Here is a 17,081-nt window from a genome sequence, read left to right on the forward strand (position 1 = left end):
CCCTTTCAGCGTAGACTCATGGGTGTCAACTTAAGAAGTTTCGATGTCATTCTCGCGTAGGTAGCAGAATCTAAAAAATAACCTGCAAAGGCTATTAACCCAAATTCGGGATAAGAATTAGTTAATTCTTATCCCGAATTTGCGTGTGAATGGGGTTTGGAAGCAATGGGCTATAGTGAGTCTTTATATTTAAAGTAAAGTAATAATTGGGTTGTAGGAATTTATGAGTAGTAATCAAGAAAAAGTGAATGAGGCAAAGGTTAAAGTTACCCAAATTGGTAGTAGTATAGGTCGTAAATATGATCAGGAAGAAACCTTGGTAGGTTTGGGTCTAAATAAAATGCATAAATCTGTTATTTTGAAAGATACAAACTCTGTTAGAGGGATGATCAAGAAGGTAAGACATTTGTTAAAAGTAGAAAATATAAATTAGAGTTTAGAAAATGAAATTAAATGAGTTATCTAACAATTTTGGTGCCAAGAGAGATAAAAAAAGAGTAGGTCGCGGTATTGGCAGTGGTAAAGGTAAAACATGTGGCAGAGGTGTTAAGGGGCAGAAATCTAGATCTGGTGTAGCTATCAAGGGTTTTGAAGGGGGGCAGATGCCTATGATTAAAAGATTGCCAAAGAGAGGCTTTAACTGTCCTAGTTCTAAGAAATATAGTGTAGTAAATATTGCTGATATAGAATTTTTAATAGCAGAAAATCGTTTGAACTCAACAGAAGTTGTAACAAAAGAGAGATTAGTTGAAGTCGGGTTAATTAAGAATACTAAATTATTGGTTAAATTACTATCTGTTAGAAGTGGTGAATTTAATAGTCCCTTATCATTTCAATTAGATGCTTATTCTGCTTCTGCTAAGAAGTTAATAGAACAAGTTGGTGGTCAAATATTGTAATTTATGAGTTTAAATTCCACACAAAAATCTAATAAAGACTTAGCTAATAGGATTATTTTTACTATTTTGGCTCTTATAGTATGTAGATTTGGGTCATTTATTCCTATAGCGGGTATTGATTCGGTTGCGTTAAGCAGTGTGGCTGAGCAAAATCAATCTGGTATACTTGGTATGTTTAATATGCTATCTGGGGGTTCCTTAGGTAGAATGTCTATTTTTGCTTTAGCAATTATGCCATATATAACTGCTTCAATTATCATTCAATTAATGTCAATAGCCTACAAGCCTTTAGAGAATTTAAAAAAAGAAGGTGAGGTTGGTAAAAGGAAAATCAATCAATTATCTAGGTATTTAACTGTTTTATTAGCTTCTTTTCAGGCATATGGTGTTGCAGTAAGTTTGGAACATGTTGTAACTAATGTAGGTCCAGTAGTTATTATACCGGGGCTTTTTTTCAAGGTTACTACCGTTATTACTTTAGTTGTAGGTACTATGTTCTTAATGTGGCTTGGTGAACAGATTACTGGTAGAGGTATTGGTAATGGATCGTCCTTGATTATATTTATAGGTATAGTGTCGGGGGTACCAAGTGCTATTATAAGCATGTTTGAGTTATCAAGAAGTGGTGGTTTGTCTCCGATAGTAGTTATGGCTATTTGTTTAGGAGTTATTGTAATTATAGCTATAATAATTTTCTTTGAGAAGGCACAGAGAAAAGTTTTGGTACAATATCCAAAGAGACAAGTTGGCAATAAAATTTATGGTGGTGATTCGACTCATATGCCTCTTAAACTTAATACTTCTGGGGTAATTCCGCCAATATTTGCTAGTTCGATTTTGTTGTTTCCTGTGACAATAGCTAATTTTTCTGGCAATAATTCAGAAATTATGAGTTTATTAACTTTCCATCTAGGGCATGGGAAGCCTTTATATATTTTGTTGTATGTTGCGTTGATAATGTTTTTTAGTTTTTTTTATACAGCAGTAGTTTTTAATTCAGAAGAAACAGCAAATAATTTAAGAAAGTATGGGGCATATATTCCTGGCAAAAGACCTGGTAAGAATACTGCGGAATATTTTGATTATTTGTTAACTAGGTTAACTGTAATAGGTGGTATATATCTTAGTTTTATATGTATAGTTCCTGAAATGTTAATGAATAAATACGCCGTATCTTTTGCCTTAGGGGGTACAAGTTTTTTAATTGTTGTTAATGTTGTTCTAGATACATTTGTACAAATTCAAACTCATTTATTTAGCAGTAAGTATGAGGGATTAATTAAAAAAATGAAGTTAAAAAACTAACTGATATTATAAAAAAACAATTCTTTAAAGCAAAAAATTATACATTTTAACTTAGTGGAGGGTATATATTATGTTATGTTTAAAGAAGAGTTTCAAATGATTATAGTGCTTATAGGGTCTCCTGGTTCAGGGAAGGGAACTCAAGGGCAGTTATTGGCAAGAAAGTTAAATTTACCTCATGTGTCTACTGGCGATATATTCAGACAAATGGTAAAGGTTAATAACAAGGATGGTTTGTTAATTAAAGAGTATATGGCACAAGGAAAACTTGTCCCTCCTAAATTGGTGAATAATGTAGTTAAGGAGTTTTTAACTCAGGATATATATAAAAACGGTTATGTTCTAGATGGTTATCCTCGTAATTTAGAGCAAGCTAATTTTTTAAGAATGTTTGCTAATCAAAAGATTAAAGTTGTGTTTTTCAACATAGACGATCAAGTGATTATCAAGAGGATTCTAGGTAGGTTTAATTGTGAAAATTGTGGACAAATTTATAATAGTTATTTCATTAAACCTAAGGTTGATAATGTCTGTGATGTTTGTGGGTCAGATAAGTTTATGCACAGACAAGATGATGATGAACAGACTATTAAGCAAAGAATAGAAGAATATAAAATAGAAACTTATCCGTTACTTAACTATTATAGAGATAATAGTGAATTCTATGTTGTTGATGCAAATAAGGATAAAGAAGAAGTAGAACTTGTTTTATATAAAGTGTTAAAAATGATTTGACTTTAAGGGATATTTTTATATTATTCCCTTTTGGTTATTATCGAAATTTTGGAGATTATTTGTGGCAAGAATAGCGAGTGTTAATATTCCAGCAAACAAAAGATTAGTAGTGAGCTTAACATATATTTATGGGCTTGGTTTTTCTGCTGCAGAAGAGATTTGTCAAAAAACTGGAATATCTGCAAGTAAAAGGGTCAAAGACTTAACAGATCAAGAACTTATTATTTTACGTAATATTATTGAAAAAGAATATAAAGTAGAAGGTGATTTAAGAAGAGAAGTGAATCTTAATATCAAGAAGAAAAAGGATATTAGAAGTTACCAAGGTCTTAGACATATAAGAAAGTTGCCTGTTCGAGGTCAGAATACTCATTCTAATGCTCGAACAAGAAAAGGTAAAGCTGTTGCGATTGCCGGTAAGAAAAAAGTTACAAAGTAATATGGTATAATGATGAGTCAGGCTAATACTAAGGTCAAGAAAAAAAGAAAAAATATTACTCTTGGCGTTGTTCATATAAAGACAACTTTTAATAATACTATTGTTACTTTTACGGATGTACAAGGTAATGCTATAGCTTTTTCAACAGCAGGTACACATGGTTTTAAGGGGGCTAGAAAAGCTACGCCTTATGCTGCTCAAATAACTGTTGATAAAGCCTCAGAAGTTGCAAAAGAACACGGTCTGAAAACTGTTTCAATTAGAGTGCAAGGTGCAGGGGCTCAAAGGGAATCGGCTATGCGTGCGGTATTTAGTCAAAATTTTATAGTTACGTCAGTTTTAGATGTTTCGTCTGTTGCACATAACGGTGTTAGAGCACCAAAAAGAAGAAGAGTATAGGGGCATAGGTAAATAATGTTATCATTAAATAAAAACTGGAGTGCATTAATAAAACCTTCTAAGATAGTTTATGACAGTCCTGATAAGAGTAGTAATATAGTAAAAATTGTGGTTGAACCTTTAGAGAGAGGCTTTGGTTTAACAATAGGTAATGCTATGAGGAGAATTCTACTCTCATCTCTTCAGGGTGCTGCAATAACATCAATAAAGATACTAGGGGTGGTGCATGAATTTTCTGCTATACCTGGGGTTAAGGAAGATTTAGTTGATGTAGTTTTGAATCTTAAGTCTGTGGTCATTAAGATGCATTCTTCAGAAAGAAAGATTGTCAGATTAAGTGCTACTGGTCCTTGCGTTGTAACTGCTGGGATGATTGGAACAGGGCATGATGTGGAGGTACTAACCCCTAATCATGTGATTTGTACTTTGGCAAAAGGGGTTCAGCTTGAAATGGAATTAGTGTGTGAGACGGGAAAAGGGTATGTTCCCGCTGCAAGCAGCGTTGGTTCGGAATTAGCTATTGGCGTTATCCCAATAGATGCGTTATTCAGTCCTGTAAGAAAGGTTACCTATAAAGTTGATAATACACGTGTTGGTCAAGTTACAGATTATGACAAATTGATTATGACCGTTGAAACTAATGGTAGTATTTCTCCGGAGATGTCTATAGCACTTGCTGCTAGAATTTTGCAAGATCAGTTGCAATTATTTATTACATTTGAAGAACAAACAGAAGATAAACAGGATAAGTTAGAAGAATTAGCATTTAATCCAGCGTTGTTGAAGAAAGTTGAGGAATTAGAATTATCTGTTAGATCTCAGAATTGTTTAAAGAATGAAAATATAATTTATATAGGCGATCTTGTTATCAAAACAGAAACAGAAATGCTTAGAACTCAAAACTTTGGTAGAAAGTCTCTTAATGAGATTAAGGATATATTATCAGGCTTTGGTTTAAAATTTGGTATGGACATACCAGGATGGCCTCCAAAAAATATTCAGGAGCTATCTAAGCGTTATGAAGATCCATATTAATAAAAGGTAACAACATGCGACATAAAATTAAGGGTAGAAAGCTTAATAGAACAAGTAGTCATAGACAGGCGATGTTTGCTAATATGGCCGCTGCACTTGTGATGAATGAGCAAATAAAAACAACTTTACCTAAGGCTAAAGAGCTTAGACCATATATTGAAGTGCTGGTAACTAAGGCCAAAAAATCTGATTTAGCGACTAGAAGAATGGTGCTTGCTAAAATCAAAGATAAAGTTGCTACTGAAAAACTTATTAGTGTTTTAGGCAAAAGATATAGTGAACGTCCAGGTGGTTATACTAGGATAATAAAAGCTGGTTTTCGTTATGGGGATATGGCATCAGTAGCTTATATTGAGTTCGTTGATAGAGATGTAAATAGTAAAGGCTGTATGACCCCAAAAGCAGAAAGTCATAACCATGAAGAACAAAACTAATGAATCTGTAGGAAAATAATAAATATGGCTAATCATTCATCAGCAAAAAAGGCAATAAGACAAACAATAAAAAAAACTTTAATAAATAAGAATAGGTCAAGTAGAATTAAAACTTACATAAAAAAAGTTTTGCAAGAAGTAACGCATGGCTCGAAAGAATCAGCTAAATTAGCTTTGACTGTTGCACAATCTGAAATAATGAAAGGTGTAACAAAAAACATTATCAAATTAAATACAGCATCACGTAAAATCAGTAGATTATCTCAAAAAATTAAAAATATGAATTAGCTTCTAGCTTCTTGTGTATGCCTTCTGTGTAACCTCAGTTTGATGAAAGACAGTTTAATAGCCTAGGGTGTATTATCCCTGCCTTATTACTATTACCCACATCTCTAGATTTGTGGGACGTCGTATATGACGTCAGTAGGTTCAAATATACGACTTTTAAAAGATGTAGGTAATAGTAGGTATGCAAGTGAGGATTCGAGAACAAAAAGAAGTGTTCACGAATTGATTCCTTTTGGTAGTTTTGTTGTCAAAATTTGCTTTCGTTCCTCATGGACATATATGTACTGCTTGTGGTTACTTGGCTACTTTTTTACTCAGAAATTCCTCAATAATTATTCAATTTGTGGGTACTTCCTAAAAATAATAGACTTCTTTCGAAACTCGCTTATGCTGAGGGATTTGAAGGAGACGCGGAACCTCGACCCGCAGCGTACTCTAATGTACGTGAGGATTCGAGTACCGCATCGACGTACAAATCACCAGCAGAAGTAGAGTTTCGAAAGAAGTCTAATGAACATATAGACTATAGAAATGAAACCTTTACAGAAGCTAGATAGAAAATGTATGCAAGGATATAGTTGAGAGGGATATGCTAAATATTTCAGCCTTTATTATCACAAAAAACGAAGCTACTAGGATTGCAAGAGCTATCAACAGTGTTAAGGACATTGTCGAGGAGGTTATTGTTGTTGATAGTGGGAGTACTGATGATACAGCACAAATTGCTAGAAATTTAGGAGTCAAAGTGATTTCTAACGGATGGAATGGATATGTTAAACAAAAGACTTTTGGTAAAAATTTATGTCAGAATGATTGGATATTAAATATTGATGCTGATGAAGAATTGTCAAAAGAATTACAGGATGAAATAGAGTTTATATTCGCTTCAAATAATCAAGATAACTATTTAGCCTATCGCACTAAAATTGTCACATTGCACCGTAATGATGATAAGATTCGCTGCTTTGCTCCTTATAATAAATGCATCAGATTGTATAATCGTAAATATAGTAGTTTTTCTGATAATAATATTACTACCCATGATTCGGTGTTATTTAATCTAAATATTAGTTTACAAAACAAAATCTATGATTTAAATGGTATAATTTATCGCAGGCTTGGCACGTCAATTGAACAACTGGTAGCTAAAGCAAATTGCTATTCCTCTGAGCAAGCAGAAAACTTAGTTAAACTAGGTAGGAGTCCATCAAAAACAAGAATTGTTACAGAAACTATGTTTTATTTTTTTAAATCATTTTTTATAAGACGATATTGGGTGTTTGGTCTTGATGGTTTTGTTGACTCTATGATTTTTGCTTTTGCACGGTTTATAAGACTTGCTAAAGCAAGAGAGTTGTTAAATAATAAAAAAGACGATAACAACATAGAAGCGTAGATTACATAATAGCCTACAATTTTTGTAAGGTTTAGTAGCAAGCTCAGCATATAGACATAAATACAGGGCAGTTTAAAAGTCGTTACCAGTGGGTGGTATAAATATATATTTAGCTGCTATCGATGTCATCCCAGCCTCGGTACGGGAAAGAAATGTTCTGAGGGGGGTGTTTATAGATTGTAGACCCTTGTTTTTGCAGGGGGTGACATCAATTCTATTACTATGACTCAAACATTTCTAGATTAGCTATAATGTATATAAGGCTACACGCTAGTTATGGTTGAAACATTTCCATGTTAGCTACATTACTACTTTCTGTAAACAAAATTAAAAAATTTCAAAATAATTACTTGCATAAAATAAAATTTTACTGTATATGTGACTAGAACACAATAAAACCGTTTGTTACGGTTCTTTTGTTATCAGAAATTATACTCAAATGATTTGAGTATAATCGAGGTTGAAAATGAATAGATTAAAGAGAAGATTAGCAATCTAATCAAAAATATGGTAAAATTCAAATGACCCTAGGGAAGATATTAATAAGTCGAAGATCCTATATATATGGACTATTATTTGTTGCAGTATCGATTGTTGTAGTGATAGTTTCTATCAAAAAAGTAGTCAGCAGACAAGCCCCAACACAGCAAGTGGACAATCAAGCTGTCGTAATTCCTGTAGAAGTGGTTAAGGCTCAATATTCAGAGGAGACAAATGATATATTGGTTACAACAGGTAAAACCTTAGCCTATGAAACACATGCAGTTAAAGTCAATACAACAGGAAGAATTAAAGAACTTGACTTGCCTATAGGTAGCTATGTTAAAAAAGGTGATATTTTAGCGGTATTAGATACCACGCAAATTGACTATCTGATTGAACTAGCAAATGAGGAGTATCGTCTTAAAGAGAAAAAAGCTAATGCGATGAAGCAGTTATTGGATAAGAACCTCATTAGATATACAGAGTATGTGAACCATAACATAGAATACCTTGATGCTAAACAAAAATATTATACATTACTTGATGAAAAAACCAATCATTATGTTGTTGCACCATTAAGTGGAATTGTTGAACGAAAACTTGTTACTGTGGGGGAGCTTGTTACACAAAAGGATAAAATAGTCGTTCTTTATGATATTCATATTATCAAGGTTGCGTTTGGTCTTGATGAAAGCGACTATCAAAAATTTAAAAGTTCGGGAGGAAGTTATGTCAACATCTATATTCCCGCTTTAAACTTAGCCCTTAAACTAAGTGATTTTAAAACTTCAGAAATTGCCCAAGATAAGAATCACTCAGTCTATATTGAGGCATTTATTCCAAATGATGATAATTCAATCATGCCGGGCTTATTTGTTAACGTAAATGTTATTTTCAATGGCAACAAGCAACGGATAAAATTGCCAAACTCAGCTGTTTTTTTTGACTCTTATTACTATGTCTATGTTATTGAGAATAATATAGCTAAAAAAGTAAGGATTGAAATAGGTGATAGTGATAGCCAAAGTGTAGAGGTAGTTAGTGGCATCAAACCCAATGACCAAGTGGTTATTTCAGGCAAGAAGGGATTGCATGACGAAGCCAAGGTTTTGATTGAAGATGAGACAACTCACTCAACAATACGAAATAGACCATAACTTATTGACGTACCGGAATCGAAACTTGACAAATTATAATAATAGTTTGGTAAATCGAGGATATTTCAATTTAATTTACAATATATTAATACTTTCTTTCATTATCGGAGAACTAAATTAAATGAATAAAAAAATTCAAAAACTATACTTTTTTATGATACTGTTATTCTGTAGTTCTGTTAGTGCTCTTGAGAATAATGATGATAACACAGCTAAACTTAAGCAATTAAACAAAATTCAAGCAGGTGCTATACAGGACCTGAGGAAGAAGGAACTTAAGCTTCAGGAAGAGTTGAAGCAAAAAGAGCAAGAACTGGAGGAATCTCAAAATATTAATGGTAGTGGTACTTCAAATAACTCAAATTCTTCATCAAATACAGGGCAAAGAACTACAGGAAGCAATAATGTTGCTCTAGAACAGTATATTGGTAGTAATAATCGTAATACTCAAGATAATGCAAGTTCTCAAATAAATTCTAAACTATCTGTAAATGATGACAAAAATCTTGATATTGTAAAAGTTCCAAATACTGCTGATTCTGTGCAGAAAACTAATCAATCACAAACTAATCAATCACAAAGTGATATAACTGGAAATTCGAACCAACAAGAAATAATGTTAGGTGATAAGAAGCAATCGAATAGTCAAATTGACCAATTGGATTCAGATGGTGAACCGCTGGAAACACGTGAAAATACTTTGAAATTTGAACTATTGCAGAGCGATATTGAAAAAGCTGAAGCAAAATTAAATGATTTGAATAATGCTTATATGGAGAAAAAATTAGCATTTGAAAAACTAGAGCAACTACAATCACAACTGCCTAAACAACCGGAGATAAAAGATCATTCATTAAATCAGCTGCAAAATCAAGAAGCTCAAAAAAATGTGGCTGCTTTACAGGGTGGTTTGCAGTTAGAGAAAGGGGTTGTTAAGGAAGAGTTAAAGACTCAGTTAGAAGAGACAGAAAAAAATACAAAAAATCAGCTGACAACACTTAGTGCAGCACAGAATTTAGAATATAATAAGTTGAATACAGATTTACAAGCTAAGTTGGATAAAGATAAAAAAGATCATGAACGAGTTCAGCAAGAATTAGTAGAAAAGGAGAAGGAAAATGAGAATTTGCAAAAGCAGATAACAACCTTAGGTAAAGATAAGGATGGCTTGGAGAAGGGTTTAGTAGATGCTAGAAATAAGGCAGCAGCTTTGACTAAAGAGAAACAGGAAAAAGATAACGAATTAAAAGGGATAAAGGATGAGTTGGCTAAAACGATAGCAGCTCACGCATTAGACAAACAAACCTTAGAGGATGGTAATAAGGAGTTGGAAAAAAACTTAGCAGATGCTAGAAAAAATGCAGAAGATTTGATTACAGCAAACGATAAAGCATTAGACGAGAAGGGTAAGTTAGCTGAAGCACTTGCGGCTCAGCAAGATACGTTAGCAAAGAATCAACAGGAACTGCTAGGTTTGAATCAAGAAAGAGAGAAGATAGCTAAAGAGCTAAAAAATTTGACTGAAGCTCAAGCAAAGAAAGAGCAGGAATTTGCAGCACAAATAGCAGCTTTGACAGAAGTTCAGAAACAATTTGTGGAAGATAAGAAGCAGTTAGATGTAAGCATTGTAGCTTTGACTGAGGCTCAGCAGGTAAAAGACCAAGCACATGAAGCAAAATTAGCAGAATTGAATAAAGAAAAAGAGCAGGCGGATAAAGATCAGAAAGTTCTAGAAGAAAAAATTGCAGCTTTGACTAAGGCAAACAATGAAGCATTACAAGTGGTACAAGATAAGTATGAATTAGCTGAGAAACAATTTGAGGAAGGTAAGAATCAGTTGGATGAAAAAATAACAAATTGGGCTAAAGAAAAAGAGCAATTGGTTAAAGCCCATGAAGAAAAGATTGAAGATGCGACTAAAGAGATTACAGCTTTGATTCAAGCTCAAGCAGAGCTGACTAAAACAAAAGATAAGGCATTAGAAGAGAATACTAAGCTAACTAAAGAGGTTGAAGCTCATAAAGTAAAAGAGGAAGAATTTAAAGTAGCAAAAGAGAGTGCTGCTAAGGAGCTAGCAGAATTTAAAGAAGCCAATGAGAAGGCTGCTAAAGAGGTAGCAGCTTACAAATTAGACAAACAAAACTTAGAGAAAGAGAATAAGTTAGTAGTGGAGAGGTTTGCAAAGGCAGAAAATGAGATAGCAACTTTGATGGAACAAAAAGATAAAGTGGCTAAAGTTAAGGAGCAGTTGGAGAATAGTTTACAAGTTGCTAATAATGAAAAAGATGCTATTCAAGATGAATTTGCTAAAGCACAAGAATCAGAAAAGTTGGCACAGGCTGAGATAGCAAAGAAACAACAGGCATTAGAATTAGCTCAGAAAGAATTAGAAATAGAGAAGAACAAATTTAAGGAAGAAAGTGAGAAGTTTGCTCAAGAAAAGGAACAGTTGAAAACAGAATTAGCAAATGCTAATCAGGATAATGAGGATTTAGACGTCAAGATAGCAGCTTTGACTCAACAAGCAAAGGAGGCAGAGGATAAGTTTGCTGAATTGGAGCAAGCTCACGAAGCTGCACAGGTTGAGATAGTAAATAAGCAACAAGAATTAGAAATAGAGAAGAGCAGGTTTGAGGAAGAAAGTAAGAAGCTACAAAAAAATATAACAGATTTAGAGGATGGTAAGAAACAGTTGGAACAGAATTTAGTAAATGCTGAAAGAAAAGCAGAAGATTTGACTGCAGCAAACGATAAAGCATTAGACGAGAAGGGTAAGTTGGCTGAAGCACTTGCGGTTCAGCAAGATACGTTAGCAAAGAATCAACAGGAATATAAAGCACAAATATCAGATATAACTAACGCAAAAGATGAGGCATTAAAAGACAAGGCTAAGTTGGATGGAGAGGTTGAAGCTCATAAAAAACAAATAGCAAATTTAACTGAAAATTATGAAGAGAAAATTGCAGATTTAACTCAAGCAAATGAGGAAATATTTGAAGATCTAGAAGCACAAGATAAGGAAATAGCAAATTTGACTGAAGAGAGTGAAGTTTATAAAAAGCAAATTGAATATCTGATTGAAGGACAAAATAGGGTTAAGGATTTAGAAGAAAAAGAACGGGAGTTAGAAGTTGCATTGGAAAAGTTGAAGGACAATAAAGGGGGCTTGGCAAATACAGATAGGGCTAATCAATCTAAAACAATTACGCAACAACAAGAGAAAGTAAGAATGATGAGGGAACAGATTAATCAAGAATTAGTAAAAGCTAAAAAAGAACTTGCAGCAGCTAATCTTTTCGCAGAGAATAGGAGAATAGAGGCTAGGGCTATAAGAAGCAGTGCTAATAGAGCAGTTACAGCAGCTAATACTTATGCAGATGGTAAGAGAATAGAGGCTAGTGGTATAAGAAGCAGTGCTAATAGAGCAGTTACAGCAGCTAATACTTATGCAGATGGTAAGAGAACAGAGGCTAGTGGTATAAGAAGCAGTGCTAATAGAGCAGTTACAGCAGCTAATACTTATGCAGATGGTAAGAGAATAGAGGCTAGTGGTATAAGAAGCAGTGCTAATAGAGTAGTTACAGCAGCTAATACTTATGCAGATGGTAAGAGAACAGAGGTTAGTGGTATAAAAAGCAAGGCTGATAGAGAGCTTAGCACAGCTAAGACTAAAGCACAGAATATTAAAAGACAGACTGAAAAAATACTTAAAGATCTTGGTACAAAACTTACAGAAGCTCAGCGTGCTGCAACTGCAGCAAATGCTAAAAAAACAAATGCTAGTGGAGGACAAGATGGGTCTGTGACTACAGCAGATGCAGGATATCAAGAATTAGTTGAAGTACAACAAAAATTAGATGCATTAGAACAAGAGATAACCACTTTAACTGATACTATTGGAGAAAAAGAACAAGAGATAACCACTTTAACTGATACTATTGAAGAAAAAGAACAAGAGATAACCACTTTAACTAATACTATTAGAGCAAAAGATCAAGAGATAAAAGAGTTAACTAACACTCATAAAGAAGAAAAGCAAAAACTTACAGAGCAGCATGATAAGGTAGTTAAAGATATGAATAAAGACTCCAAAGACAAAGCACAAGAAGTTAAAGATAAACATGATAAGGTAGTTAAAGATTTGAATAAAGGTTTCAAAGAAAAAGAACAAGAACTTAAAGAGACGAATAAGAAGATAGTTGAAGGTTTGAATAAAGGTTTCAAAGAAAAAGAGCAAGAAGTTAAAGAGAAGCATGATAAGGTAGTTGAACAGTTGGATAAGAATTTCAAAGCAAAAGAGCAAGCATTACAGAAAGGTTTAGCAGATTTGACTAAGGCTCATAAAACACAAGGACAAGAACTTGCAATATCAAAGCAGAATCTAACAAATCTGACTAACAGTTATAAACCATCAGGGCAAGTTATGGCTCAACAGAAAAAAGACGAGAAGAGGCTTCAAGAGCTGGAAAAACAAATTACAGCTTTGAAGGAAGGTCATAAAAATGAGTTGGCAAAGTATCAACAAGAAAATCAGTCTCTTAAAAGTCAAATAGCTTTGAATGAAACAAAGCAGGCAAACGATGTAGCATTAAAACAGAATATGTGTGAATTAGCTCAGCAAGGATTAGCTGGTACACAACAAGCAATGCAGAAGTTAAAACAACTGCCACTTAATCTAGACCCTATAGATGGAGATATAGCAAACAATGGCATTAAGAGATCTAAAAGATATAGTAAGAGATCTCTTAATTCAAATGATTTGCCCGATCCATTAAATAAGAAACTTGCTGCAACTAAGCTACTAGAACAACAGAGCAACGAAACTCTAGTTGTAATCCAAAAAGAATTTCCAACTGAGGTAGCTAATCCAGTAAAAATAGTAGAAACTGAAGCTCAGAATGTATTAAGAGACCAAAGTGGGGTTGTAGCATACAATACCATTAAGAAATCTAGTAGTGTAAATGATTTAAAATCACCCGATCTATCAGACAATAAACCTATTGAGACTAATATATCAGAAAAAAAACAGATCAAGAGTGAAGTTGTAACCCCAAAGAATCCTACAACTAAAGTAGTCAATTCAGTGCAAACAGTAGGAGTTGGTAGGATATCAGGAGTAAAACAGGACAAAACTCCAGTTGTAATCCAAAAAGGAGAATCCCCAGCTAAGGTAGCTAGTCCAGTAAAAACAGTAAGAACTGGAGCTAGTAACGTATTAATAGAACGAGGACAGAATGGTCCTCAACTTGCAGCCTCAAAGCGGCCTACAACTAAGGTAATCGATCCAGAAATAGTAAAAAAAGATACTGCTGTAACTAAACCTAAAATTGTAATCCCAGCTGTAACTAGAATACCAAACAATGCCACGCCACCCAAAATCCTGAACTCACTACCGAGGCAAATAGGGGTGCAGAGTCCTACTAAGAATATTAGGGATTAATATGAAAAAACTTTTATGATAAAAAAATTGTTGGAACATAGTAGCTTCTTTATTGTGATAAATATTGTGGTTGTGCTATTTGGTATATACTCATATTTGCAGCTGAAAATTCAACTTTTACCAAACATTCCTGTTTCAAATATTTACATTTCTATCGTTAACCCGAATGTAAAGCCGGACCTGATAGAGAAATATACTACCAAACCTTTTGAGGAAGTTTTTTCACATATTGATGGTCTTAAGTCGATTATTGCTATTAGTCAGTTAGGAGAGAGTAAAATAACTCTAAGCATTGCCAAAAAAGTTCCTATAGAACAAGCAATTAATCAAGTTAGAGATTTGATACTAAAAAATAAGGCTCTCCTGCCAGAGGGGGCTAAAGAGCCTATAATATCTACTGAAAGCTTTTCTGTTTTACCAATGATGTATATTGCGGTGAGTTCTAAGAACAATGTATCAGCTACTGCTGATGATATTGAGTTGATCAAAAAAAAGCTTAAATATGTCGATGGTATAGCCAATACATCTAGTTTTGGTATGACTGAAAAAGTGATCAATATCGATATTGATCCTGAAAAGATTGCAAAATATTATATTCCGTTAGATAGTATTCTTGCTTCGTTAACACTACAAAACAGTGATTTCTCTGGTGGTAAATTATCAAATCAATATAAAACAGAGTATATTTCTTTTGATACAGCAATTAATAAGTTGAGTGATTTTGGTGAAATCAATTTAGAAAGTAATAATGTTGCTATAAAATTAAAAAATATTGCCAGCATTACAATATCAGATAAAGAAGCCCTTAGCCTTGCTTATTTTGGCATGGATAAAATTGTTTTATTAGGTATTTTTGCTAAGTCGGATGCAAATCCAATCGATGTATCAAAGAGTGTAAAACATTTCCTAGAACATTATGAAAAAGCCAATCCCCAATTTATCTTTCAGGTTATTATCGATGATAGCCAAGATATTTTACAAGCATTTCAAGAAGTAAGAAAAACTTTGCTTGAATCGGTCTTGTTGGTGTCAGTAATTGTTTTACTGCTAATGGGATCATTGCGATATTCAATTATCGCAATTTGTGCAATTCCAGTTTCGCTTGCAGCTTGTTTTGTTATGCTGTACTTATGTGGTTTTACACTCAATGCCATAACAATGTTGGCTATGGTACTGGCTATAGGGTTAGTGGTTGACGACTCTATTGTAGTGATTGAAAATGCTGAACATTATTATCGGAAGAATAAAGATGCTTTAACTAGTATATTGCAAGCAATTTATAGTCTTTTTTTATCTGTTTTAATATTGATGTTTACGCTAGTAGTAATATATGTCCCTATTTTGTTTATTAAAGGAGAAGTAGGAAAAATTTTGCAGGAATTTGCTTTGTCAGTAATTGCTTGTTTAGTGATGTCCTTTATCGTTGCATTTACCTTAACACCCATATTGTTTTTAAAACTAGCAAATAATATGCATGAAAGCAAATTTGCTCAAATTGTTAATAAGACATTGGATATAATTACATACAAATATCAGGAGTCTTTATTTTTTATTATACGCCATGCTAAAGTATTTTTATCCTTGGTGACTATCGTTGTAGCGGCTGGTACATATGTTGCAGTTAACAATATGAAAATAGAAATTGAGCCATTTGAAAAAAAAGATATGCTTATACTTACTAACACCTTTATGGTTAATACCAATTTAAGTTACATCCATCACTATATGGAGAAAATTACTAAAATAATCAAAGATAATGATAATATAAAATATACTCTGAGCATTGAAGAATCACCACGTTCAACGATTTGGTTGATATTAAAAGATAAAACTAAAGCGGTACAAACATTGCATGACATTGAAGCTAAACTAGCAAAAATAGCAGTGGGTGGAGATATTTCAGTGAAATTTGCTCAAGGGAAAAATGCTGGTTCAGCAAAGGGTAACGTTGAGTTAAGCTTTTATGTCAATAACCAATCATCCATGGAGAATGCTTGGCAGGCTGTTCATTTTATACAGACTAACTCAAAAGATTTATTTACTAATGTTATAGCTATTGAGGCTTCACCTGTACAAGATTATAAAATTTGGTGTAATCAAGATAAGTTATTTAAATATGGTTTAAGTCAGAAAGATATATCAAGTACGTTAGACATTCTGTTTAATGCTAGGAAGATAGGGAGCTTTAAGCACTATGATAATAGCTATGATGTCATCGCTAAATCAGATCCTAAATTTGGCAAAACACTAAGTAATATACAAAATATGTTCATTACAACACAGAAAAATGGAGAAAACCTTATTCAGCTTAAGGATATATGTGATATTAATAGGGTGAATACCGTTAATCAAATTATGCGTTATAATGAGCAATATTCCATTGAAGTAATTGCCACTGCTAAACATGGTATTAAATTGCAGGATGCAGTTCATTTTATTAATCAGTTAAACAGCAAGTTACCAAATGATAGTGATATTAGCTATAGTGAGCAAACGCAAATACTTATTGATTCAACATCATCATTTACAGTACTAATTTTACTATCTGTACTTGGACTCTATTTATTAATGTTTGCACGCTTTAACGACTCAATTCTATCATTGTTTATTTTAGTTGGGGGAATTCCAGCCGCTTTAAGTGTAGCATTATTAAGCTTATATTTTTCTCAAGGGGGATTAAATATATATACGCAAATATCACTTATCACACTAGCAGGATTAATGACTAAGCATAGTGTGTTGTTATGTAGTGCAATGCATCAGAAGGGACAAAGAACTCTAAAAACAATAGTAACAGCGGCAACATCAAGAATCAGGGCAATTTTAATTACTTCTTTAGCTATGAGTATTGGTTTGTTGTCACTTTTCTTTGATAATGGCAACTATGCCAATAGTCGTTTTCAAATGGCTATAGTTTTGGTAACAGGGATTGTTGTTGGGTCGATATTAACACTTTATGTAACACCTTTGCTTTATGTTGGTTTTCATCAACTGTCGAAAGTTAGAAGAGCTAGGGAGCAGTAGTAAAAGCTATTAGTTTAATATATAAAAGATAGCTTTAATTATACAGG

The 17,081-nt window shown here is 33.4% G+C and carries 14 protein-coding genes; all 14 read left to right on the forward strand.

The features are described 5' to 3' along the window. The first annotated feature begins 223 nt into the window (after positions 1 to 223). The 14 genes from rpmD (at position 224) to AAHN03_RS04435 (ending at position 17,034) form a co-directional block, all read left to right on the forward strand. Positions 224 to 433, forward strand: a complete 210-nt coding sequence (gene rpmD, locus AAHN03_RS04370) for a 50S ribosomal protein L30 (protein ID WP_341761527.1) — start codon at positions 224 to 226, stop codon at positions 431 to 433. Positions 434 to 443: 10 nt separating this feature from the next. After that, positions 444 to 899 carry a 50S ribosomal protein L15 gene (gene rplO, locus AAHN03_RS04375; protein ID WP_341761526.1) on the forward strand — a complete coding sequence of 152 codons (456 nt, stop codon included), beginning with the start codon at positions 444 to 446 and terminating at the stop codon, positions 897 to 899. A gap of 3 nt (positions 900 to 902) precedes the next feature. Continuing rightward, the gene (secY, locus tag AAHN03_RS04380) at positions 903 to 2,204 is read left to right on the forward strand and encodes a preprotein translocase subunit SecY (protein ID WP_342278255.1); all 1,302 of its coding nucleotides are present in this window, start codon (positions 903 to 905) and stop codon (positions 2,202 to 2,204) included. 96 nt (positions 2,205 to 2,300) lie between these two features. Next, on the forward strand, positions 2,301 to 2,939 hold the full coding sequence (locus AAHN03_RS04385) for an adenylate kinase (RefSeq protein ID WP_341762257.1): 639 nt from the start codon (positions 2,301 to 2,303) through the stop codon (positions 2,937 to 2,939). A 61-nt stretch (positions 2,940 to 3,000) separates the two neighbouring features. Then, positions 3,001 to 3,378 carry a 30S ribosomal protein S13 gene (gene rpsM, locus AAHN03_RS04390; protein ID WP_341761524.1) on the forward strand — a complete coding sequence of 126 codons (378 nt, stop codon included), beginning with the start codon at positions 3,001 to 3,003 and terminating at the stop codon, positions 3,376 to 3,378. Between the two features lie 12 nt (positions 3,379 to 3,390). Further along, the gene (gene rpsK, locus AAHN03_RS04395; RefSeq protein ID WP_341748194.1) at positions 3,391 to 3,777 is read left to right on the forward strand and encodes a 30S ribosomal protein S11; all 387 of its coding nucleotides are present in this window, start codon (positions 3,391 to 3,393) and stop codon (positions 3,775 to 3,777) included. Between the two features lie 15 nt (positions 3,778 to 3,792). Then, positions 3,793 to 4,812, forward strand: coding sequence for a DNA-directed RNA polymerase subunit alpha (locus tag AAHN03_RS04400; RefSeq protein ID WP_342278256.1), 1,020 nt, complete (start codon positions 3,793 to 3,795; stop codon positions 4,810 to 4,812). Between the two features lie 14 nt (positions 4,813 to 4,826). Further along, positions 4,827 to 5,246 carry a 50S ribosomal protein L17 gene (rplQ, locus tag AAHN03_RS04405; protein ID WP_341761522.1) on the forward strand — a complete coding sequence of 140 codons (420 nt, stop codon included), beginning with the start codon at positions 4,827 to 4,829 and terminating at the stop codon, positions 5,244 to 5,246. A gap of 24 nt (positions 5,247 to 5,270) precedes the next feature. Continuing rightward, the gene (gene rpsT / locus AAHN03_RS04410; RefSeq protein ID WP_341761521.1) at positions 5,271 to 5,534 is read left to right on the forward strand and encodes a 30S ribosomal protein S20; all 264 of its coding nucleotides are present in this window, start codon (positions 5,271 to 5,273) and stop codon (positions 5,532 to 5,534) included. Positions 5,535 to 5,875: 341 nt separating this feature from the next. Next, the gene (locus tag AAHN03_RS04415) at positions 5,876 to 6,091 is read left to right on the forward strand and encodes a palindromic element RPE1 domain-containing protein (protein WP_342278257.1); all 216 of its coding nucleotides are present in this window, start codon (positions 5,876 to 5,878) and stop codon (positions 6,089 to 6,091) included. A gap of 32 nt (positions 6,092 to 6,123) precedes the next feature. After that, entirely contained in the window at positions 6,124 to 6,930 is an 807-nt protein-coding gene (locus tag AAHN03_RS04420) for a glycosyltransferase family 2 protein (protein WP_342278258.1), read from the forward strand. Between the two features lie 599 nt (positions 6,931 to 7,529). Next, positions 7,530 to 8,570 carry an efflux RND transporter periplasmic adaptor subunit gene (locus AAHN03_RS04425; RefSeq protein ID WP_342278259.1) on the forward strand — a complete coding sequence of 347 codons (1,041 nt, stop codon included), beginning with the start codon at positions 7,530 to 7,532 and terminating at the stop codon, positions 8,568 to 8,570. A 121-nt stretch (positions 8,571 to 8,691) separates the two neighbouring features. Continuing rightward, the gene (locus AAHN03_RS04430; RefSeq protein ID WP_342278260.1) at positions 8,692 to 14,010 is read left to right on the forward strand and encodes a hypothetical protein; all 5,319 of its coding nucleotides are present in this window, start codon (positions 8,692 to 8,694) and stop codon (positions 14,008 to 14,010) included. Positions 14,011 to 14,025: 15 nt separating this feature from the next. Beyond that, complete coding sequence (locus AAHN03_RS04435) at positions 14,026 to 17,034, forward strand: efflux RND transporter permease subunit (protein WP_342278261.1); 3,009 nt, start codon at positions 14,026 to 14,028, stop codon at positions 17,032 to 17,034. Positions 17,035 to 17,081 lie beyond the last annotated feature (47 nt).

Origin of the sequence: Candidatus Tisiphia endosymbiont of Myopa tessellatipennis (assembly GCF_964031105.1) — a bacterium.
Lineage (GTDB): Bacteria > Pseudomonadota > Alphaproteobacteria > Rickettsiales > Rickettsiaceae > Tisiphia.